The 20,472-nt window shown below is 68.9% G+C and carries 20 protein-coding genes; 11 read left to right on the top strand and 9 right to left on the bottom strand.

Going from position 1 to position 20,472, the window contains the following annotated elements; all coding sequences use genetic code 11:
• Positions 1–192: 192 nt before the first annotated feature.
• The gene (locus CA12_RS13960) at positions 193–1,380 is read right to left on the bottom strand and encodes a DUF4912 domain-containing protein (protein WP_145359663.1); all 1,188 of its coding nucleotides are present in this window, start codon (positions 1,378–1,380) and stop codon (positions 193–195) included.
• 615 nt (positions 1,381–1,995) lie between these two features.
• Here CA12_RS13960 and CA12_RS13955 point away from each other — a divergent pair.
• From CA12_RS13955 to CA12_RS13905, 11 genes are all read left to right on the top strand, one after another.
• Positions 1,996–2,331 (top strand): AtpZ/AtpI family protein, encoded by a 336-nt coding sequence (locus CA12_RS13955; RefSeq protein ID WP_145359662.1) that lies wholly within the window; start codon positions 1,996–1,998, stop codon positions 2,329–2,331.
• Positions 2,328–2,738, top strand: coding sequence for a hypothetical protein (locus CA12_RS13950; RefSeq protein WP_145359661.1), 411 nt, complete (start codon positions 2,328–2,330; stop codon positions 2,736–2,738). Before CA12_RS13955 ends, CA12_RS13950 begins: the two co-directional genes overlap by 4 nt.
• Before the next feature lie 103 nt (positions 2,739–2,841).
• Positions 2,842–4,059, top strand: a complete 1,218-nt coding sequence (gene atpB / locus CA12_RS13945; protein WP_145359660.1) for a F0F1 ATP synthase subunit A — start codon at positions 2,842–2,844, stop codon at positions 4,057–4,059.
• 197 nt (positions 4,060–4,256) lie between these two features.
• Entirely contained in the window at positions 4,257–4,619 is a 363-nt protein-coding gene (locus CA12_RS22835; RefSeq protein ID WP_242687915.1) for an ATP synthase F0 subunit C, read from the top strand.
• A 69-nt stretch (positions 4,620–4,688) separates the two neighbouring features.
• Positions 4,689–5,342, top strand: coding sequence for an ATP synthase F0 subunit B (locus CA12_RS13935; protein WP_145359659.1), 654 nt, complete (start codon positions 4,689–4,691; stop codon positions 5,340–5,342).
• A gap of 49 nt (positions 5,343–5,391) precedes the next feature.
• Positions 5,392–6,060 (top strand): ATP synthase F1 subunit delta, encoded by a 669-nt coding sequence (gene atpH / locus CA12_RS13930; RefSeq protein WP_145359658.1) that lies wholly within the window; start codon positions 5,392–5,394, stop codon positions 6,058–6,060.
• The gene (gene atpA, locus CA12_RS13925) at positions 6,011–7,594 is read left to right on the top strand and encodes a F0F1 ATP synthase subunit alpha (protein WP_145359657.1); all 1,584 of its coding nucleotides are present in this window, start codon (positions 6,011–6,013) and stop codon (positions 7,592–7,594) included. Before atpH ends, atpA begins: the two co-directional genes overlap by 50 nt.
• A gap of 131 nt (positions 7,595–7,725) precedes the next feature.
• On the top strand, positions 7,726–8,619 hold the full coding sequence (atpG, locus tag CA12_RS13920; protein ID WP_145359656.1) for an ATP synthase F1 subunit gamma: 894 nt from the start codon (positions 7,726–7,728) through the stop codon (positions 8,617–8,619).
• Between the two features lie 84 nt (positions 8,620–8,703).
• Positions 8,704–10,173, top strand: a complete 1,470-nt coding sequence (gene atpD, locus CA12_RS13915) for a F0F1 ATP synthase subunit beta (RefSeq protein ID WP_145359655.1) — start codon at positions 8,704–8,706, stop codon at positions 10,171–10,173.
• Positions 10,174–10,293: 120 nt separating this feature from the next.
• Positions 10,294–10,716, top strand: a complete 423-nt coding sequence (locus tag CA12_RS13910; RefSeq protein ID WP_165700762.1) for a FoF1 ATP synthase subunit delta/epsilon — start codon at positions 10,294–10,296, stop codon at positions 10,714–10,716.
• Between the two features lie 183 nt (positions 10,717–10,899).
• Positions 10,900–11,442 carry a hypothetical protein gene (locus CA12_RS13905; protein WP_145359653.1) on the top strand — a complete coding sequence of 181 codons (543 nt, stop codon included), beginning with the start codon at positions 10,900–10,902 and terminating at the stop codon, positions 11,440–11,442.
• 47 nt (positions 11,443–11,489) lie between these two features.
• Here CA12_RS13905 and CA12_RS13900 read toward each other — a convergent pair whose 3' ends face one another.
• The 8 genes from CA12_RS13900 to CA12_RS13865 form a co-directional block, all read right to left on the bottom strand.
• Positions 11,490–12,338, bottom strand: a complete 849-nt coding sequence (locus tag CA12_RS13900; protein WP_145359652.1) for an ABC transporter permease — start codon at positions 12,336–12,338, stop codon at positions 11,490–11,492.
• Positions 12,339–12,404: 66 nt separating this feature from the next.
• Complete coding sequence (locus CA12_RS13895) at positions 12,405–13,778, bottom strand: erythromycin esterase family protein (protein WP_145359651.1); 1,374 nt, start codon at positions 13,776–13,778, stop codon at positions 12,405–12,407.
• 165 nt (positions 13,779–13,943) lie between these two features.
• Positions 13,944–15,035 (bottom strand): FAD:protein FMN transferase, encoded by a 1,092-nt coding sequence (locus CA12_RS13890; RefSeq protein WP_145359650.1) that lies wholly within the window; start codon positions 15,033–15,035, stop codon positions 13,944–13,946.
• Positions 15,032–16,264 (bottom strand): NADH:ubiquinone reductase (Na(+)-transporting) subunit F, encoded by a 1,233-nt coding sequence (gene nqrF, locus CA12_RS13885; RefSeq protein WP_145359649.1) that lies wholly within the window; start codon positions 16,262–16,264, stop codon positions 15,032–15,034. Before nqrF ends, CA12_RS13890 begins: the two co-directional genes overlap by 4 nt.
• 79 nt (positions 16,265–16,343) lie before the next feature.
• A complete protein-coding gene (gene nqrE, locus CA12_RS13880; protein WP_145359648.1) occupies positions 16,344–16,994 on the bottom strand; it encodes an NADH:ubiquinone reductase (Na(+)-transporting) subunit E in 651 nt (216 codons plus the stop codon).
• A gap of 74 nt (positions 16,995–17,068) precedes the next feature.
• Positions 17,069–17,683, bottom strand: a complete 615-nt coding sequence (locus tag CA12_RS13875; protein ID WP_145359647.1) for an NADH:ubiquinone reductase (Na(+)-transporting) subunit D — start codon at positions 17,681–17,683, stop codon at positions 17,069–17,071.
• 69 nt (positions 17,684–17,752) lie between these two features.
• A complete protein-coding gene (gene nqrC, locus CA12_RS13870) occupies positions 17,753–18,649 on the bottom strand; it encodes an NADH:ubiquinone reductase (Na(+)-transporting) subunit C (RefSeq protein ID WP_165700761.1) in 897 nt (298 codons plus the stop codon).
• Positions 18,650–18,724: 75 nt separating this feature from the next.
• The gene (locus CA12_RS13865) at positions 18,725–20,398 is read right to left on the bottom strand and encodes an NADH:ubiquinone reductase (Na(+)-transporting) subunit B (RefSeq protein WP_145359645.1); all 1,674 of its coding nucleotides are present in this window, start codon (positions 20,396–20,398) and stop codon (positions 18,725–18,727) included.
• Positions 20,399–20,472 lie beyond the last annotated feature (74 nt).

Below are 20,472 nucleotides of genomic sequence, written 5' to 3'. Positions count from 1 at the left end.
CTCTGTCAGTACCTGTAGGGTCGGCAAAAGGAACCGACCTGGCACGCGGGAGATCACACGCAGCTTACCGCAGACCGCCGCCGGACCCAACGCGAGTTCCGGAGAATGTCGGATGAGGAATGCCGAAGGACGAGAATCCCAGGGGGATCACTTTCGTCACTCCTCATTCCCCATCCGTTCTTCCCGGCCCATTCAGACGCCGACGGCGGCGGGCTTGGGCTCCATCACCTTCTTCTGGCGGGCGATGCCGAGGGCGACCGTCTGCTCCGTGGTGCGGTCCGGGGAGACGCAGACCGCCGGGATGACGTGCCGGCCGTCACCCAGCCGCATCTTCACGGCGAAGCGGCCGTCCGGGCCGACCCGCACGGCGTCGCCGCCGAGGGAGACGTGGGCGTCCGGATCGGCGGTGCCGCGGATCAGCAGCTCGGTCTCGACCGTGAACGGCCGGGCGGAGCCGTCCTCGCCCACGCCGTAGGCGGCGCCGGCGTAGTCGGCCCGCAGCGACTTGAACTTCTCGAACATCGGATCAACCGACGCCGGCCGGCTGGGGGCGCCCAGGCCGCGGTCCGTCGGGGCGGCGGAGACCTGCGGGCCCAGCCCGCCGGTGCGAGCGAACTGCACCCGCTCGGCCGCCTTGGAGCCCGGCCGCGGGGTCGTCACCCGCCGGCTTTTCGCCAGCGGGAAGAAGGCGCCGCTCTCGGCCAGGAAGCCGATCTGTACGCGGAAGGTCGCCGGCGATTCCTCGACGGGCAGGAACCAGTGATCGGTCTCGCCGTGGATGGGCACGTCGGCGAGGACCGTTTCACTGGTGCTTTTCGTTTCGTGGGTGTGAACCCTCATCAGGCGGAGCACCGGCTTGGCCCGGTGCCAGTCGCTGCCGAGGCCGGCGGCGGCCCGCTGCACGGTGCAGCGCTTCAGCACCCAGCGGACGTGAATCCACTGCGGGTCGTGAGCGACGGCGTCGAGTTCCTCCGTCGCCGGGGTCCCGCTGCCGACGGTGGAGATGTCCTTCCGCGGGTCCTTGATCGGGTCGTGCATCGCCGCCGGGGCGGGCTTCGCCATCCGGGAGCCGCAGGTGCCCCCGGAGGAGGCGGTCGCCCCCCGCGGGTTCGAGGAATCCGCCGCGGACGGCGCCGGAGCGGCGGCGGGACCGCGACCCGCGGAGGCGGGCGGCTTGGGCGAGGTCCGGGCGACGTCCGCGGAGGCGGCGGAGCCTGATTTCTTGACCGGCAAACGATTTCGGGCGGAGGTGCGGAATACGTCCATCAGCGCCTCGATCAGTTCCTCTTTCCTCATCCCGTGCCAGCCGCTGACTTGGTGCTCCTTGGCCATCGCGGCCAGATCTTTGCGGGTGCTGGAACGCAGGGTCTCGACAGACACGGGCTTATTCCTCGTACAAACGGGCGGAGGGGAAACCGATCGACGGGGACCAACCCCGCCGCCGGGGGCGGGACTCAGGGGCGGGCACGAAAAAACGGCGGCCGCGGGGAGCGGTCGCCGTGGAGGTCGGGTCGACGGTGTGCGTCGCGGAGGGACGCCGGGCCGGGAAGAAAGACGGCCCGCGGAACTGCGGGGGAGACGGTGGGCGGTGTCGGGGCCGGCGTCTGGCGGAGGAGGGCGAACGGCCGCATGGCGGACGGGTCCTGCACGCCGGGGTCCGATCGCGTCACGGTGCGACCGCCCGGAATCGCATGGCGGCCGTCCCGGCCGGGGCCCGACAATGCGTCAAGCCGCAGACTCGACGGGCGTCCCGCCCGACATCAGATCGACAACACAACGCTGTCCGCCTGCCGTGTCGCCGTTGCGACTGCGAGACGAACCTGCGTGCCGATCGGGTGACACATTACGGGACGATCCCCCACCCCGCAAGCCCGCCGAGGCACGGACGGACGACAGAACGACGTAAGCCGCTGCATATTAACACGTTACAAACATTGGAACCCACTGATCGACCGACAGGTTGACGGAGCGGCGCCGTCGCCGCACGCTGCCCCTGTGACCGCCGCACCGCCCGATCCGCCCCCCCCGCGTCAGACCGACGACGCCTCGGGCCACGGACCAGCCGCCGGGCCGCGGCAGGCCCGGGACGATCGCTCCTCAATCTCCAAGGGCGTCCAGTGGGCGAGCGTCGGCACGACGATCGCCATGGAAATGGCCGGCGCCCCGCTGATCGGGTACGGCGTGGACTACCTCACCGGCTGGTTCCCCTGGGGCACGCTGGCGTTTACGGCAGTCGGCTTCTGGCTGGGGGTCAGCCAACTGATCGCCGCCGCGAATAAAGCGAGCGCAGGCCAGGGCCCCAGCGGCGGGATGCGCGGGCCGCGGCGATGACGGCAGGCGGCATTCTCGAATCGCGCTGGGCGAAGTTTGCCCTCGCCCAGTGGCTGCACGGAGCAGCGGTCGCCGGAGCGCTCGCGACGGCCGAGTTCACCGCCCCATGGTGGGCTCGTGACGAAGTGACGATGGTCGGCGTGATCCCGGCCGCGTTCGTATGCGGTCCGCCGGGGGCCGCCGCGTTGACGTGCGGGTACTGGCTACGCACGAATTTCGCCGTGCTGATCGCAGTCGTCGTCGGATTCGGATTGCGACTGTTCGTGGCCGTGGCGTTTCCCGCGGCGGTGCTGTGGCAGAACGCCGCGAACGTGCGCACGGCGTTGCTGATCGGACTGGCTGGCTTGCTGGCGGGGTTCTCGGCGGAGGGATTGATGATTCTGCGGCCCCCGCGGCGGACCTGGTAACGTAACGGCGGGGTACGACCGTCAGGTCGTTGGCGTCGCGGGCGGCTCGCCAGTACCGTCCCGGCCCCGCCCGCCCGAATCTCAGCTCTCACCCGCCCCGCGGATGGCCGCCGTCGCCCTCATTCTCGCCGCCCTCGCGGTCGCCGACCCCGCCGAACCGGAGACCGTCGCCGCCGCACAGGCGCTCGGCGAGCACGCCGACCACGGCGACGGGCATGGATCCGAGCACGGGGCGGAGCACGGCGACCACTCCGCCGATCCGTTCCACCACGTCCGGGACGCGACCTACTTCGAACTGCCGGGCCTGACCGACCAAGGCGAACAGAACAAGCTCCACCTGCCGGAACTCGACTGGCTGCCGTCGCCGGAGAAGATCCTGATGAAGCTCAACGACACGCTCCCCGCCGGGGAGAGCGTGATGGGCTTCCAGTTGACGAAGTTCATGGTCCTCCAGGTCGTCGCCGCGACGCTGGCGGCGCTGATCTTCATCCCGCTGGCGATCAAGATTCGGAACGGCGACCCGATCCGCGGGCGGTTCTGGAACTTCTGGGAGACGGTGCTCGTCTTCATCCGCGACGAAGTGGTGCGGCCGACGATCGGCGATCACGACGCGCACGGCCACGGGGGCGACGCCAACGATCACAGCACGGACATGGGGCAGCATGCCGAGGGCCACTACAACCCCGGCAGCGCCGACCCGCTCAAAGAGGCGAATTTCGACCTCGACACCGCCGGCACCAGCGTCACCCCCGGCCCCGCGGCCGGGCACCCGGCGGACAAGTTCCTGCCGCTGATCTGGTCGCTATTCATCTACATCCTGTTCTGCAACCTGCTGGGGTCCATCCCCTGGCTCGGTACGCCGTCGGGCAACATCAACGTCACCGCCGTGCTGGCGCTGGTGGTGTTCGCCTCCGTGCTGTACTGCGGCATCAAGCAGAACGGCCCGGTCGGCTACCTGAAAAGCCTGATCCCCGGCATGGACGTGCCGTCGGCGCTGAAGCCGATCCTGTTCCCGATGATCTGGCTCATCGAGGCGATGGGGCTGCTCATTAAGCACTGCGTGTTGGCGGTCCGGTTGTTCGCCAACCTGATGGCCGGGCACGTGGTGCTGGGCCTGATGCTGGGCTTCATCGGGGTGGCGTTCTCCGACTTCGTCTGGCCGGAGGAAGGCTCCTCGCTGCTCGGTTACACCATCATCGGCGGCAGCCTGCTGGGGCAGGTTTTCGTGGGCCTGCTGGAGCTGTTCGTGGCGTTCATGCAGGCTTATGTGTTCGCCTTCCTGGCCACCCTGTTCATCGCGGGGGCGGTCCACCCGCACTAACGCGCGGCCCCTCCCCGAATCAGTCGGAGGGGCGAAGAACCGCAGCGGGGTCGGTTGCAATCCGACCCCGTCCCCCGCACCTTTCCCGCCCCGCCCGGGTTCTCCGTCCCCCTACCCCGGGAGACGAAGTCGGCGGGCCATCGCTCACCTTACCCCGCCCGGTTCGTCCGGGCCTCTCCCCCGACGAGACCCCCGCCGTGCTTCGGACCATCCGGCCCGCCACCCTCCTCAAGGCCTTCGCCCTGGCCGCGTTCGCGTTCGTCGCCGCCCCGGCCGCCGCCCCGGCCCAAGTGGTCCCGGGCCCGGTGGTGTACGAGGCGGCGACCGCGGAGGAAGCCGCCGAAGTCGCCGGCGCCACCCGCGTGCAGCTCCCCGCCGTCGGCATCGGCCTGGCGGTGATCGGCGGCGGCATCGGCATCGGCCTGATCGGCTTCGCCGCCACCGGCGCGATGGCCCGTCAGCCGGACGTCGCCGGCCAGATCCAGACCGCGATGATCATCGCCGCGGTGCTGATCGAAGGCGCCACGATCATCGGCCTGGTGTTCTGCCTGATCGTTTGACGCCGCGGCCGGCTCGCGCCGGCCGCGTCCGTCCCGTTCCCCTCGCATCGTCCCGCACCGCCTCCCTCGATGGCCGTTCGCCTCTCCGCCTGCCTCGCCCTCGCCCTCTGCGCCAGCCCCCTGCTGGCGCAGGACGTGCTTGCCGAGGCGGAGCGTTTTGAAGCGGAGAACATGGAGGGGGAAGTGGTGCACGCCGGCGACGACCATGCGGCCCACCCGGAAGGGCTGCCGGTCGAGCCGCGGGCGGACCTCGCCCTCTGGAGCGGGATCGTCTTCCTGCTGTTCGTGGGCGTGCTGTCCGCCATGGCCTGGAAGCCGGCGGCCGCGGGTCTGGACCGGCGGGAGGAGCGGATTCGGAACGACCTGGCCGCCGCGGAGAAGCATCGGGTGGAGAGCGAGCGGCTGATGTCGCAGCACTCCGCCGAGATGGCGAAGGCTCAGGATCAGGTCAAGGAGATCCTCGCCGAGGCCCGCCGCGACGCGGAGGTCGCCAAGGCGAACATCCTCGCCGAGGCTCAGGCCGCCGCGAGGACGGAGCGGGAGCGGGCCCTGCACGACATCGAGCAGGCCAAGGATCAGGCGCTGGCGGAACTGTTCGCCGGCTTCAACGATCAACTCGCCGCCGCCACGGAGCAGGTGCTCGGCCGGGACAACCTGACGGACGAGACCCAGAAGCGGCTGATCGACCAGTCGATCGCCGGCTTCCGCGGCTCTCGCGCCTAGTTCTCCCCCTTCCCCCAGCCGTTCGGGACGCCTGACGAACTCCGCCCCCGTGATCGACGACACGACCGCAGAACTGGCGCAGGCCGCCCGCACCCACAGCGTGATGGAGGACCCGTCCTCCACGGCCATCGCCCGCACCTACGCGGACGCCTTCCTGCGGGCCAGCGGCGCCCCGGCCTCCGAAGAGGGCGTGGACGGCGTGCTGGAGGAGTTCACCAGCTTCCAGGACGACGTGCTGACGCCGAACCCGGAGTTCGAGCGGATGCTGCTCGGCGCCTCGACCAGCACGGACGAGAAGCTCGGCCTGATCGAACGCGTCGTCGTCCCGCGGGCCTCGCAGACGTTCGCCAACTTCCTGCGGGTGCTGGCGCGGCACGGACGGTTGGAACTGCTCCCCCAGATCCTCGGCGAAGCCCACGTCGCCCGGGAGGCGGAGCTCGGCAAGCAACGGGTGATCGTCACCACCGCCCGGCCGCTCTCCGCCGAAGACCTGGCGGGGGTCGAGTCCGCCCTGGCCGCGGCGACGAGCTACACGCCGGTCGTGATCCCGGAAGTGGACCCGGCGATCCTCGGCGGCATGGTGATCCGCGTGGGCGACACCGTCTACGATTCCTCCCTCAAGGCCCGGTTGCGGCAGCTCCGCGGGCGTCTCAAAGCCAAAGCGACCCATGAAATTCAAAGCGGACGAGATCGCCTCCGTCATTCGGAAGGAGATTGAGGACTTTTCCGGGGCGGTCGAGACCGCCGAGGTCGGCCGCGTGCTGGAAGTCGGCGACGGCATCGCCCGTTGTCACGGCCTCGCCGGCGCCATGGCCGGCGAAATGGTCGAGTTCGCCTCCGGCGTGACCGGCCTGGTCTTCAACCTCGAAGAGCACAGCGTCGGCATCATCATCCTCGGCGACTATCTGTCGGTTGAGGAAGGCGAGACCGTCAAGACGACCGGCGAACTGCTGAGCGTGCCCGTCGGCGAGGCCCTGCTGGGCCGCGTCGTCGACCCGCTGGGCAATCCCCGCGACGGCGGCGGCGCGATCGTCACCGGCGATCGCCGCCCGCTGGAGACGCCCGCCCCCGGCGTGGTCGACCGCCAGCCGGTCACCGAGCCGATGCAGACCGGCATCAAGGCGATCGACGCCATGACGCCGATCGGCCGCGGCCAGCGCGAGCTGATCATCGGCGACCGGAAGACCGGCAAGTCCGCCATCGCGCTGGACACGATCATCAACCAGAAGGGCAAGGGCGTGAAGTGCGTCTACGTCGCCTGCGGCCAGCGCGACAGCGCCGTCGCCGGCATCGTGGAGACGCTCCGGGCCCACGGCGCGCTGGACTACACCACCGTCGTCGTCGCCGGCGCCTCGGACCCGGCGCCGCTGCAGTACATCGCTCCCTACGCCGGGGCCGCGATGTGCGAATACTTCATGTACAAGGGCGAGCCGACGCTGGTCGTCTACGACGACCTGTCCAAGCAGGCCCAGGCCTACCGCCAGCTTTCGCTGCTGATGCGGCGCCCGCCGGGCCGCGAGGCCTACCCGGGCGACGTGTTCTTCGCCCACAGCCGGCTGCTGGAACGGGCGGCGAAGCTGTCCGACGAACGCGGCGGCGGCAGCATGACGGCCCTGCCGATCATCGAAACGCTGGAGGGCGAGGTCTCCGCCTATATCCCGACGAACGTGATCTCGATCACCGACGGGCAGATCTATCTGGAGCCGGACCTGTTCTACGCCTTCGTGCGGCCCGCCATTAACGTGGGTATTTCCGTGAGCCGGGTGGGCGGCAACGCCCAGACGAAGGCCATGAAGAAGGTCTCCGGCGGTTTGAAGCTGGACCTCGCCAACTTCCGGGCGCTGGAAGCCTTCGCTCAGATCGGCACCGACCTCGACAAGGCGACGCAGTCCCAGCTGGACCGCGGCGCCCGGATGGTCGAACTGCTCAAGCAGAAGCAGTACCAGCCGTACCCGGTCGAGGACCAGGTGATCAGCATCTACGCCGGCACCAAGGGCTACTTCGACAAGGTGCCCGTCGGCGACGTGACCCGTGTGGAAGGCGAACTGCTCCGGTTCATGAAGGACGAGAAGAGCGAGGTCTACTCCTCGATGTCCGGCGGCTTGAACTGGGGCGACGGGGTGACCGGCCCGCTGGACGCCGCCCTGAAGGAGTTCTTCGAACGCGACCGGATGGGCCGTCAGAGCGCCGCCACGACGGCCGCCTCCGCCGCCCCGGCGAGCAACCGCCAGCCCGCCGCGACCGCGGCGTAGTCGTCGAGCGCTTTCCCGTCCCCACCAACCCGAAGCGTCAGCGAGGGCCCCGCCGCAACGCGGCGGGAACGAATCGAACCGCCGAACGCAGCCCTCGCTGACGCTTCGGGTTAGTTACGAATCCAACCGACATGGCCAACGCCCGCGCGATCGTCAAGCGGCTCAAGTCCGTCAAGAACATCCGCAAGATCACGCGGACGATGGAATTGATCGCCACCGCCCGGTTCAAAAAGGCCCAGGACCGGGCCACCGAGGCGGCGGCGTACACCCGCAAAATCGGCGAAGTGGTCGCCGACTTGGCGGCCGCCGGCGGGGAGATCTCGCATCCGCTGCTCAAAGAGCCGGAGAACGAAGCCCACGTCACCGTGCTGGTGCTGACCAGCAACCGCGGGCTGTGCGGCGGCTTCAACGCCGGCGTGCTGCGGAAGGCGATGGGCCGTATCCGCGAGGTCCGCGCTCAGGCCGGCGTGGGGCTGGAGATCGAAGTCTCCGGCAAACGCGGGATCAGCTATATGAAGTTCCAGGGCGTCACGCCCGCGGAGAAGTACACGCAGTTCGAAGACCAGCCGGCCTACGCCGACGTGGACGCCATCGCGGACCGCTACGTTCGCGAGTTCCTCAACGGCAACCTGGACCGGCTGGACGTGGCCTACCAGAAGTACGTCTCCAGCGGCCGGCAGGAGCCGGTCGTCGAAACGCTGCTGCCGCTCACCGGTCTGGCCGACGCCGCCGGCCAGCAGGCCGCCCCGTCGGCCGGCGGCCGGAAGGTGAACTACGAGTTTCTGCCGAACCCGAACGACATTCTCGACGAGATCGTCCCCGCGGCGTTCAAGGCCCGGCTGTTTAAGTGCTTCCTAGACAGCGCCGTCAGCGAGCAGATCGCTCGGATGGTCGCCATGAAGGGCGCCACGGAGAACGCCGACGAGATGATCGGCGACCTCTCGCAGAAATATAATCGGGCCCGCCAGGCCCAGATCACCAACGAACTCGCCGAAGTCATCGGCGGCGCCGCGGCGCTGGAATAGCGAACCGCCCCGCCGTCCGCGCGGTCGCCGAACGCGGCCGCACTGTTTATCGTCCGCACGCCCCCACCCTGCTGCTCTGCCGCCATGTCCGTCGCCGCTCCCGAAGTTCCGCAGTCCGCCCACGACGCCCCGGCGACGGGCCGTATCACGCAGATCATCGGCTCCACCTTCGACGCGGAGTTTCCCGAAGGTCGGCTGCCGGAGATCTACAACGCCTGCACCGTCAAATCGACGAACCACGGCATTGAGGTGAACGTCACCGGCGAGGTTCAGCAGCACCTCGGCGGCGACCGCGTCCGCTGCGTCGCCCTGGGCGGCACCGACGGCATGATTCGCGGGCAGGAAGTCCAGGACACCGGCGGTCCCGTGACGGTGCCCGTCGGGAACGAGACGCTCTCCCGCGTGTTCAACCTGCTCGGCGAGCCGATCGACGGCCGCGGGCCGGTCCACGCCAAGGAAAGCTGGCCGATCCACCGCGATCCGCCGAAGCTGGATCAGCTCTCCCCGAAGACGGAAGTCTTCGTCACAGGCATTAAGGTCATCGACCTGCTGATCCCCTTCGTCCGCGGCGGTAAAGCGGGCCTGTTCGGCGGCGCCGGGCTGGGCAAGACGGTCATCCTCCAGGAGATGATCGCCCGCGTCGCCAAGGAGTTCGGCGGGTACTCCGTGTTCGCCGGCGTCGGCGAGCGGACCCGCGAGGGGAACGACCTCTGGCGCGAAATGCAGGAGACCGCGATGGGCTCCGGCGAGGGCTACGTGATCGACAACACCGTCATGGTGTTCGGTCAGATGAACGAGCCGCCGGGCGCCCGCCTCCGCGTCGCCCTGACCGGCCTGACGATGGCCGAGTGGTTCCGCGACACCACCGGGAAGGACACCCTGTTCTTCGTGGACAACATCTTCCGGTTCAGCCAGGCGGGCAGCGAAGTGTCCGCCCTACTGGGCCGGATGCCGTCCGCCGTGGGTTACCAGCCGACGCTGGGCACGGAGCAGGGCCAGTTACAGGAGCGGATCGTCTCCACGAAGCAGGGCGCCATCACCTCGGTGCAGGCCGTGTACGTCCCCGCGGACGACCCGACCGACCCGGCGCCGGCGACCGCGTTCGCCCACCTGGACGCCTTCATCTATCTGGACCGGAAGATTTCCGAGAAGGGCATCTACCCCGCCATCGACCCGCTGGCCTCCAACAGCCGAATCCTCGACCCGCAGGTCGTCGGCGAGCGGCACTTCAAGGTCGCCACGGAGGTGCAGCGGCTCCTCCAGCGTTACCGCGAATTGCAGGACATTATCGCGATTCTCGGCGTGGACGAGCTCTCCGAAGACGACAAACAGACCGTCGCCCGGGCCCGCCGGATCGAGCGGTTCTTCAGCCAGCCGTTCTTCGTCGCGGAAGTGTTCACCGGCAAGCCGGGCAACTACACCTCGCTGGACGACACGCTCCGCAGCTTCGAGGAGATCGTCGAGGGCAAGTGGGACCACCTGCCCGAGAGCGCCTTCATGTACGTCGGCAGCATCGACGAGGCCGCCGCCCAGGCCAAGAAGAACGAGGGATGACGCTTGGGGAGGGGTGAGGAGCGAGGAGGGAGGGGAACGCCCGGTCGTCCGCCCTCCCCCTCCCTCCTCCCCCCTCCCTCGTCTCGTTCCCAGCCCAACTTCCTCCAGAACCGCCCGCCCGTGCCCCTCACGCTCTCCCTCGTCACGCCGGAAAAGACGCTGCTGACCGCGGCGGTGGACGGGCTGCGGTTGCCGCTCGCCGACGGGATGGCCGGCATCCTGCCGGGGCGGGCGCCGATGGTCGCGCGGCTCGGTTACGGCCCGCTGACGGTGCGGGGATTGGCCGGCGAGTCCGGCGAGAAGACCTGGTTCGTCGCCGGCGGGTTCGTGCAGGTCTCGCCCTCGAAGCCCGGGGACGCCGCGGACGGCGGGACCGTCGCCGTGTTGACGAACCGGGCGATGCCCCCGGCGGAGATCGACGTCGCCGCCGCCCGGGCGGAGCTGACCGAAGTGAACGCCCGGGTGCCCGCCACGCCGGAAGCCCGCACGCAGAAGGACCGCGATCAGGCCCGACTGCGGGCGATGATCGCCTCCGCCGCGTAGGCCCCCCGCGTCGGCGGGGGACGCCGTCGTTCGTCGGCGGACCGGCACGACCGGCGCGTTGATTCGGCCCGACTGGCCGCTTCGCGCGCGGCTCGTTGCCCCGGCGCCTGCATCGGTCGCACAATGGGGGGCCGTCGCCGGCGCCGTAACGCATCGCCCCGCTCCCCTCGCCCCGCCCGCTCCGTGACCTCCCGCAGTTTCGCCCTGAGTTCGCTGGTCGCCGCGATCCCTGGGGCGGCGGTCGCCACGTTTATCGTGATGGCGATCCTCGAGCACTCCGGCGAGATCTTCGCCTCGATCCCGCTGGCGGCGTCGCTGATCGTCGCCCTGATCTGCGGCGTGATCGTCACGCTGGCGCCGATCGTGATCTTCTTCCGCGGCGGGAAGCCGGCCCAGGCCCGGGCCGTCGGGGGACCGCTGCCGATGGGGGGGAGCGGCGAGGTGTACGTCGCCGAGGGCAGCAGCGACGAACTGGGCGCGGCGGAGTCCTCCGCGATTCTCGCCGCCGCGGGGACGTCCAACGAGATCCTCGTCGACGACGAGGGGGAATCCGGCATCGACGAGTTCGACGACGACGACGCGTTCGGCGACAGCGCGGAGTTCGTCGAAGCCGGCAGTGCCGAGTTCGACGCGGAGGACGAAGATTCCTTCTCCGACTTCGACGACGACGCGGACGACAACGACGGCGACCACGACAGCTTCTTCGACCAGCCGTCGCAGAAGTAGGTCTCAGAAGCTGGCCGACCGCGAGGGCCGCCCGCTCGCGGCCCGCGTCAGCTACTGGCGCTGCGGTAGCCCCGCAGGCTGCGGCGGAAGACCCAGCGGCTGACGACCAGCCCGCCGACTGCGGCCAGCACGCTGCCGAGCACGAACGGCCATTCGAACGCCCCCTTCACCGCCACCCGGGCCGGCGTGGTGATGACCAGCAGGATCGGCACGGCGTAGGTGAACGCCGCCGACAGCAGCGCCGCCGCCGGCCCGCCCGTCTGGTAAATGTCCCGCGGGTAGCGGGCGAAGACGGTCACGTAGAACCAGAAGTCGTACAGCCCGGTGTTGCGGCCCATCGAGACGCTCGCCGCGGCCAGACAGATCATCAGGCTGTAGAAGAAGGCCGTCGCGCAGCCGACCAGCAGCGCGTACAGCGCCACCCGCCCCAGACCGTGCGCGGTGAGGAACAGCTCGCTCCAGAGGTCCAGCGATTCGATGGAATAGCCCAGCAGCCCGAGGGCCAGCGCCACCTGGCCGAGCTGGGCGACCTCGACCTTCTCAAACGATACTAGGAACTGCGTGTCGATCGGTTTGAGCAGGGCGAAGTCCAGCTTGCCGGTGCGGATCAGTTCGCTGAACGCGCTGAGATTCGGCATGAAGAACGTCTCGACCAGGGCGTTCACCAGCAGCCCGGTCGCCATGAAGCCGAAGTATTCCGCCCGGTTCCAGTCGCCCACCTGATCGACGGAGCCGTAGATGATCTCGAACAGCGTGACCTGGGCGGCGAAGTAAAAGGCCCGGGTCAGCAGCGTGATCAGGAAGTTCCCGCGGAACGTCATCTCGCGGACGAGACTGTTCCGCAGAAACGTCGACCAGACGCGGCGGTAGGAGGGGCGAACGGGAGCGGCTTCCATTGCCGCCAGTCTAGCGGGCTCGCTCCATTCGCCGACCGCTCGCGGGCAGGTTTCCGAGCGGACGGTTCAGACGCCGCTGGGGTAGGTCTCCGGGACGTCATCCGGCTTGCCGACGGGTTCCTCGTGCAGGGGGCGGAGGGCGTGGGTGCGGTCGACGTAGACGAAGGCGTCGTAGCGGGCGGCGAGGTCGGAGGGGACGTAGTTCCCCCGCTCCGACTCCGGCCGGTAGACCACGCCGACGGCCCGGTGCCCGCGGCGATCGTGCAGCGGGGCGGCGGTTTCGTCGTCGTCCGGGAAGATCAGCAGGCGGTCCTCGCCGTCGAAGGCTTCGTGCATCAGGTCCTCCCAGGACTCCTCCCGGGCCTCCGGCAGGGGCATCCGCTCCATCGGGCCGCCCCATTTGCGACCGGCGATCACCGAGCCCCGGCGGGAGCCGAAACCGACCAGCACGCAGTCGCCCGCCCCGAAGCGATCCCGGGAGAGCTGGCCGACGTTGACCATCCCGGCTCTGGCCATGTCCGTGGCGCGGGCGTCGCCGATGTGGGTGTTGTGCTCCCAGACGATCGCCTTTGCACGCCGGCCGCCGGGGGCGGGGTCGGAATGGCGGTCCAGCAGGCGGGCGAGGGTCTCCGTCATGTGCCGGTCGCGGACGTTCCAGCTCTCCGGGCCGGGGCTGGTCATCGTGCGGTAGTACTCCTCCGCGTGCCGGGCCGCGAGGGCGTTCTGCACGGCGTCGAAGGCGTGCTCCCCGTCCCGCAGGGTCGCCTCGCGGGTCTTCGCGAGCAGATCGAGAACCGCCTGCTCGCAGGAATCGGGTACCCAGCGGGTCCGGCGGGCGTAGCCCTGTTCGTCGCCGAACTCCGAACCGAAGCAGGCGAAGGCGTCTTCGGCCGTGCCCAGCGATTCCGGGGCGTACTCCTTCAGATACTCGCGGATGCGGGCCAGCGAGTCCCACAGGCTGTAGACGTCCAGCCCGTAGAAGCCCACCCGTCGCCGCTTCGGCCGGTCGGCGTTGATCTCCCGCAGGGCCGTCATCAGCCCGGCGATCTCCTCATTGGCCCACATCCAGGTCGGCCAGCGGCGAAACGTCTTCAACACCTCCTCCGGCGCGCCGTCGATCTCGTCCCGGACGAACCGATTCACCCGCATGCAATCCGGCCAGTCGCCCTCAACGGCGACGAAGTCGAAGCCCCGCTCGCGGATCAGCCGTTCCGTGATCCGGCGCCGCCAGAGGTAGTACTCGCTGGTGCCGTGTGACGCCTCGCCCAGCAGGATGAAGGAGGCGTCACCGATGCGGTCCATCAACGGTTCGAGAGCCGCGTCGGCCTCGTCCGTCGCCCCGTACACGGACGGCAACGGCGTGGCGCAGGCGTCGAGAGCCTCGCGAATCGATTCGGCGTCGCGGCGTTCGACGGTTGGACGCAGGCGGAAGGCGGACATGACGGCGCAAGCGATGGGGTGAGGCGCGTCCCCCATCCTCCAACCGACCGTCGATCGCGCCCCCAGACAATCCGCCGCCGAACCGCCGGGACCGCCCCCGGTTCCCCGCCCGGGAGAACGCGGCGCCCGCCTCGCCGCTGAGCAGATTCGCCTGTGCGGCGGCAGCTATTTGTCGCCGAACTGACGTTGGAATGCGGCGGTCGGAACCTCTTCAAACCGGTCCCCCACCCGCACGATCAGCAGTCCGGCAATCCCACGACGTTCGAGCAGCGCCAGCCCGTCGGCCGGTCCGAGAACCATTGCGGCGGTGGCGAGGGCGTCCGCCGTGGCGCAGTCGGCGGCGAGCACGGTGGCGCTGTCGAGGTTCGGCCCGTCCGACGCCACCAACACCGGCCGCCCGGTGCGGGGGTCGAGCGTGTGCACGACCGTCTCGCCGTCCAGTTCGTAAAAACTCCGGTAGTTCCCGCTGGTCGCCAGCGCCCGAACGTCGGGGCCGCCGTGCAAGGCAATCCCCCGCTGTACCGCCCGCCGGTGCCCGGTCGGGTCCTGAATGGGCCTCTCGACGCCTACCGTCCATGGCTCGCCGCCGGCCTTCGTCCCCGCCGCCCGCACTTCCCCGCCGACCTCGACAAGGGAGTCTGTCACGCCGGCCGCCGCCAACCGCTCCGCAACGCGGTCCACGCCGTGCCCCTTGGCGATCGCGGACAGGTTCACCCGCACCCCCGGCAACGCCTTCTTCAACGCCGGCGGGTCGAGGCGGACTTCCAGCTTGTCGAAGCCGACCAGCTCTCGGGCGGCGTCCAGTGCCTCGTCCGAGGGCACGCGGCTGGGACGGGCGTCGTCGCCGAAGCCCCAGAGGTCGACCAGCGGACCGACGGTCGGGTCGAACGCCCCGCCGCTTTCGGCCGCGATCTCCAAGGCCAGCGCCGTCACCGCCGCGGTCTCCGGCGAGACGGGGAACCAGTCGGTCGACGCGGAGGCGTTGAACCGGCTCAGCTCGCTGTCCGGGTCCCAGGTCGACATCTGCCGATTCACCGCGGCGAGCTCCTCCTCCACCGCGGCGGCCAGCGCCTCCTTCGTCGCCCCCTCCGGCAGAGCCGTCACCGCGACGGAGTAGGTCGTGCCCATCGTCTGCCCGCTCCAGCGAACGGGGGTGGGGGCGGATGCCGAGGCGCAGCCGCAAATCGCGAGGGCCAAGAACAACGTAACGCCGAGGCCCCGCGGGGCCTCGGCGTTATCGCGGGGAAGAACGGTCATCCCCCGAAGTCGTCGAACATGATGTTCTCCGGCTCCACGCCGAGGTCGTCCAACGTCTTCAAGACGGCCTGCAACATCATCGGCGGGCCGCAGATGTAATACTCAATATCTTCCGGCGCCGGGTGGTCCTTGAGGTAGTTATCGAGGAGCACCTGGTGGATGAAGCCCTTGTACCCGTCCCAGTTGTCCTCGGGCAGCGGGTCCGACAGGGCGATATTGAACTGGAAGTTCGGGAAGTCGCGTTCGATCTGCCGGAACTCGTCAATATAAAACAGCTCCCGTTTGCTGCGACCGCCGTACCAGTAGGAGACCTTGCGGTCCGTCTTCAGCCCCTTAAACAGCTGGAAGATATGACTGCGGAGCGGGGCCATGCCGGCGCCGCCGCCGATATAGACCATCTCGGCCTTGGTGTCCCGGATGAAGAACTCGCCGTAGGGGCCGGAGATCGTGCACTTATCGCCCGGCTTCAGGTTGAAGATGTAGCTGGACACCTTCCCCGGCGGCGTGCCCTCCGGCGCCCGCGGCGGCGGGCTGGCGATGCGGACGTTCAGGCGAATGATGCCTTCCTCGCCGGGCCAGTTGGCCATCGAATAGGCCCGGAACACCGGCTCCTCGACGACGGACCGGTACCGCCACAGGTCGAACTTGTCCCAGTCGCCGCGGAAATGTTCCTCGACGTCGAAGTCCTTGTAGTTCACCTCGTGCGGCGGGACTTCAATCTGGATAAAGCCGCCGGACCTGAACTTCACCTGCTCGCCCTCGGGGACCTCCAAGATGAGGTCCTTAATGAAGGTGGCGACGTTCTCGTTGCTGCGGACGGTGCATTCCCACTTCTTAGTCTCGAAGACCTCCGGCGGGACCTCGATTTTCATGTCCTGCTTGACGGCGACCTGGCAGGAGAGCCGTTCGCCCTCGCGGGCCTGCTTCTTGTTGATGTGGCCGGCCTCGGTGGGCAGCAGGTCGCCGCCGCCCTCCAGCACCCGCACCTTGCACTGGGCGCAGGTGCCGCCGCCGCCGCAGGCGCTGGACACGAAGATGCCGTTGTTCGCCAACGCCCCCAGCAGCTTGCCGCCGGCGGGCACGTGCAGGGTCTTCTGATCGTTGACGTTGATCTCCACGTCGCCGCTGGCGACGAGCTGCTTGCGGGCCAGCAGGATGACCGTCACCAGCCCCATCACGATGATCGTGAAGAAAGTGATGCCGAGCAGGATCGGGTAATACGCGTCCATCGGACTCTTTGGAAAACGGTGGCTTGTACGACGAACCGCCGTCCGGCGGGACTCTGAACTGCGACCTCGCGGTCCGCGACTAAATGCCGCCCAGGCCCATGAAGGCGAGCGCCATCAGGCCGACGGTGATGAACGTGATGCCGAGCCCCTTCAAACCGTCGGGGACGTCGGAATACTTCAGTTTCTCGCGGATGCCGGCCAGGGCCACGATCGCCAGCGCCCAGCCGACGCCGCTGCCGAAGCCGTAGATCACGCTCTGGGTGAAGTCGTACTTCCGTTCGACCATGAACAGGCTGCCGCCGAGGATGGCGCAGTTCACGGTGATCAGCGGCAGGAAGATGCCCAGCGCGTTGTAAAGGGCCGGCACGTAGCGGTCGAGGGTCATCTCGAGGATCTGCACCATCGCCGCGATCACGCCGATATAGCTGATGAAGCCCAGGAAGCTGAGATCCAGCGAGGCGAACTTAAACTGGTCCGGGTCCGTGGACCCCGCGGAGCCGACGAGTTGGTCCAGCCAGACCAGCGCCCCGGGGCGGAGGAGGTGCTGGAAGATCAGGTTGTTTGCCGGGACGGTGATCGACTGAATCACGATCACCGCGATGCCCAGGCCGATCGCCGTTTTGACGTTCTTGGAGACCGCCAGGAACGTGCACATGCCCAGGAAGAAGGCGAGCGCGAGGTTCTCGACGAAAACGCTTTTAAGAAACAGTCCGAGGTAGGCTTCAGTCATGGCGGCGGAGCGGGGTGCGGCGGGATGCGGTCAGGGGACGAGGTTTTCGGGCGCGGCGAACGCCCGGGGCGGGATCAGTGCCCTTCCTCGACCTGCTCCGGCTTCCAGGTGCGGACGATCCAGATAAAGAACCCGATCAGGAAGAACGCGCTCGGCGGCAACAGCATCAGGCCGTTGGCGTTGTAGCTGTCCGGCAGCACCTGATAGCCGAACAGGCTGCCGGCGCCGAACAGTTCCCGGAAGAAGCCCACCAGCACGAGCACCAGGCCGTAGCCGAGCCCGTTGCCGATACCGTCCAAGAAGGACAGGCCCACGCTGTTCTTCATCGCGAAACCCTCGGCCCGGCCCATCACGATGCAGTTGGTGATGATGAGGCCGACGAACACGCTCAGCTCCCGGGCGACGTCCGGGACGAACGCCTTCAGGATCTGGTCGACCACGATCACCAGCGAGGCGATCACCGTCATCTGCACGATGATGCGGATCGAGCTGGGTATGAAGTCCCGGATCAACGCGATCGCCGCTCCGCTGCACGCGGTGACGGCGATCACGCACAGGCTCATCACGATGCTGGGCTTGAGCTGGCTGGTCACCGCGAGCGCGCTGCAAATCCCCAGAATCTGCAACCCGATCGGGTTGTTATTGAAAACGGGGTCGAAGAGGACCGAGGTCGGTTTGGGGGCGGCCATAGGGTGCCGGGCGGGGAGGGGTGCGGGCGGCGGACGGGCGGGGGAGACGCGGCGGGGCGACCGGAGCGATCAGCTCGCGGTGCGTTCGGCCTCTTCTTCGAGCTGCTGCTCGGCGGTGGCGGGGTCGACGCGGTTCAGTTCCAGAAACTCCGGCGTGACCTTGCGGAGGTAGGCCCCGAAGGCGTCCTCGGAGAGCCAGTAGTTCACCATCGCCTCCACGCCGTTCCCGGTGATCGTGGCGCCGGCGAGCGCGTCCACCTGATAGGCGGCGGCGTCGGTCCCCTCGGCGGCGGGCACCTTGGCGACCTCAAACTGCGGGCTCCATTCCTCGTCGAAGGCGAACTGGCCCTGCCAGTCCTCCTGCCAGATCGGGTTCTCCACCTCCGCCCCCAGCCCGGCGGTTTCGGCCTGCTCGTAGAAGGTCACGCCGGCGATCGGGAAGCGATCCCGGGGAACGTCCTCGTCGAAGTTCACGTCCAGGGCGAGGTAGGCCCGCAGCGTGCTCCACAGCCCCTTGCCAGAGACCGGCAGCACAACCTTTTCGACGGTCGATCCGTCTTCGGAGAGCACCTGGTAAACCGGCGCCACGTTCGGCCGCCGGCCGGGCACGCCGTAGCCGGAGGGGATCGGCGCCGAGAAGTCCTCGTCGTCGGCGGCGGCCTCGAAGTCGAAGGCCTTCGTGCCGGGCTCCGGGGCGAGGGTCGGCTCCCCGTCGGACAGATCGATCCACTGCTCGCGGATGCGGGCGGCGTAAACCTCGTCGACCGCCTCGTTGGAGGCGTCGACCTCGATCAGTCCGGCGGCGATCAGACGGTTCCGCTGCTTGGCGAGCTTCTCGTTCTCGTTCTGCAGGTCCCGCAGCGACACCGCCGCCACGCTGACCACCGCGCTGCACACCAGGCAGAGCAGCACCGAGACCGTCAGCACGTTGGCCAGCGAGTCTTTATTTTTCGGCTTGAAGGCCACGGGGCGATCGTTTGACGGGAGGTGAGGAAGCGGGGACGGGGCGGGACCGGGAGGAGCCCGCAGCGGACGGCGCGCCTAGGCGTGGGCGGGCGCCGGGACGTTGTAATCCTCGGACGGCCGGGCGGTGGTCGCCTTCGCCCGGGCCAGCCGGCGGTTGATGTTCCGCTGGACGACGAAGTGGTCGATCAGCGGGGCGAACACGTTGCCGAACAGCACCGCCAGCATGATGCCCTCCGGGTACGCCGGGTTCACCACGCGAATCAGCACCGTCACCACGCCGACGAGGATGCCGTACCACCAGTGCCCGGCCTTGGTCCAGGTGGAGCTGACCGGGTCAGTCGCCATGAACACCGCCCCGAAGGCGAAACCGCCGACGACGAGGTGATACCAGGGCGGGATATTGTACATCGGATACATCGCCGTCGGGTCGCCGACCCCGGCGACCTCGCGGATGCCCAGCCAGGCCAGCCCGTCGCCGACGATCAGCCAGAGCAGCGTGTCGAAGGCCAACAGGCCGACGACGCAGCCGGCCATGATCCGCCAGGCACCCACGCCCACGCCGATCAGGATCGCGGCGCCGATCAGCGCCGCCAGGGCGCTGGTTTCGCCCATCGAGCCCTCAATGAAGCCGAGGAACGCGTCCCACCAGTCGACGTGCGTCTTGTCCGCGATCAGGTCCGCCATGCTGCTGCCGCGCGGCATGGTCGACATCGTGTTGAGCGTCGTGGCGCTGGAGTAGGCGTCGTAGGCCGCCTCGCTGGTGCCGGTGGCCGCGTTCCAGACCTTGTCGCCCGTGATCTGCGCCGGGTAGGCGAAGTACAGGAAAGCCCGGCTGGTCATCGCGGGGTTGAGGAAGTTCTTGCCGGTCCCGCCGAACACTTCCTTGCCGATCACCACGCCGAACAGGATGCCCAGCGCCGCCTGCCACAGCGGGGTCGTCGCCGGCAGCGTGAGCGGGAACAGCATGCTGGTGACGAGGAAGCCCTCGTTGATCTCGTGCCCGCGGATCGTGCTGAAGATGGCCTCCGCCGTGCCGCCCACGACCACCGTGACCAGATACAACGGCAGGAACCAGAGCAGCCCGTGCAGGAAGTTGGCGAGGAAGCTGTCCGGGTCCGGCCCCAGCCCCAGGCCCTCCATCACCCAGCCCCGCCAGCCCTCGACGTGCGGGACTTCCAGCACGCGGGCCTGCACGAGCTTGTCGACGGCGGCCCGGGCGGCGAGCGCGGTCTCCAGTTCGGCCTCCTGCTCCGCGGTCGGCTCGCCGTCGCCAAGGATCGCGGCCTCCAACTCCTCCGTCTTGACGGCCAGAATTGGGGCGGCGGCAGCCTCGATCTCTTCAGCCGGCTGCTGCACGAGGGGCGCGGCGGACAGCGCCGCGAAGTCCTCGGCCCCCAGATCCGCCAGCGTGCCGGCGGGGAGGGCGTCGAGGGTCCGCTCCGCCTCGACGGCGTAGGCCTGACGACTCTCGACGGCGTCCGCGGCGAGCACCTCGGTCAGCGCCCGGTTCGCCTGGTAGCCAGTGTTGTAGCACGCCATAAAAATGGCGGGGATCAGCGCGACGATGACCAGCGTCATCATCCGCTTCAGGTCCATGCCGTCGCGGACGTGGCTGGGCCCCTCCGTCACCTCGCCCGGGGTGTACAGGAACGTGTCCGCCGCCTCGTAGGCGGGGTACATCTTCTCCAGCTTGCCGCCCTTCTCAAACAGGGGGGCGAACTTATCCAGGGAGCTTCGGAGCAGCTTCATCGAGGAGAGCGGAAGGGCAGAAGGCGGAGGGCGAAAGGGACGGGCGACGGCGGCGCGGAGAACGCCGGACAGGC

Origin of the sequence: Alienimonas californiensis (genome assembly GCF_007743815.1) — a bacterium.
Lineage (GTDB): Bacteria > Planctomycetota > Planctomycetia > Planctomycetales > Planctomycetaceae > Alienimonas > Alienimonas californiensis.
Note: the sequence above shows the minus strand (reverse complement) of the source record. Positions and strands in the feature narration are given on the sequence as shown.

Bases quoted from the DNA above. Each gene is read 5' to 3' on its own strand.
- CA12_RS13950 (WP_145359661.1), top strand. From the start codon at position 2,328: ATGACGGCAGGCGGCATTCTCGAATCGCGCTGGGCGAAGTTTGCCCTC.
- atpB (WP_145359660.1), top strand. From the start codon at position 2,842: ATGGCCGCCGTCGCCCTCATTCTCGCCGCCCTCGCGGTCGCCGACCCC.
- CA12_RS13935 (WP_145359659.1), top strand. From the start codon at position 4,689: ATGGCCGTTCGCCTCTCCGCCTGCCTCGCCCTCGCCCTCTGCGCCAGC.
- atpA (WP_145359657.1), top strand. From the start codon at position 6,011: ATGAAATTCAAAGCGGACGAGATCGCCTCCGTCATTCGGAAGGAGATT.
- atpG (WP_145359656.1), top strand. From the start codon at position 7,726: ATGGCCAACGCCCGCGCGATCGTCAAGCGGCTCAAGTCCGTCAAGAAC.
- atpD (WP_145359655.1), top strand. From the start codon at position 8,704: ATGTCCGTCGCCGCTCCCGAAGTTCCGCAGTCCGCCCACGACGCCCCG.
- CA12_RS13900 (WP_145359652.1), bottom strand. From the start codon at position 12,338: ATGGAAGCCGCTCCCGTTCGCCCCTCCTACCGCCGCGTCTGGTCGACG.
- CA12_RS13895 (WP_145359651.1), bottom strand. From the start codon at position 13,778: ATGTCCGCCTTCCGCCTGCGTCCAACCGTCGAACGCCGCGACGCCGAA.
- CA12_RS13890 (WP_145359650.1), bottom strand. From the start codon at position 15,035: ATGACCGTTCTTCCCCGCGATAACGCCGAGGCCCCGCGGGGCCTCGGC.
- nqrF (WP_145359649.1), bottom strand. From the start codon at position 16,264: ATGGACGCGTATTACCCGATCCTGCTCGGCATCACTTTCTTCACGATC.
- nqrE (WP_145359648.1), bottom strand. From the start codon at position 16,994: ATGACTGAAGCCTACCTCGGACTGTTTCTTAAAAGCGTTTTCGTCGAG.
- CA12_RS13875 (WP_145359647.1), bottom strand. From the start codon at position 17,683: ATGGCCGCCCCCAAACCGACCTCGGTCCTCTTCGACCCCGTTTTCAAT.
- CA12_RS13865 (WP_145359645.1), bottom strand. From the start codon at position 20,398: ATGAAGCTGCTCCGAAGCTCCCTGGATAAGTTCGCCCCCCTGTTTGAG.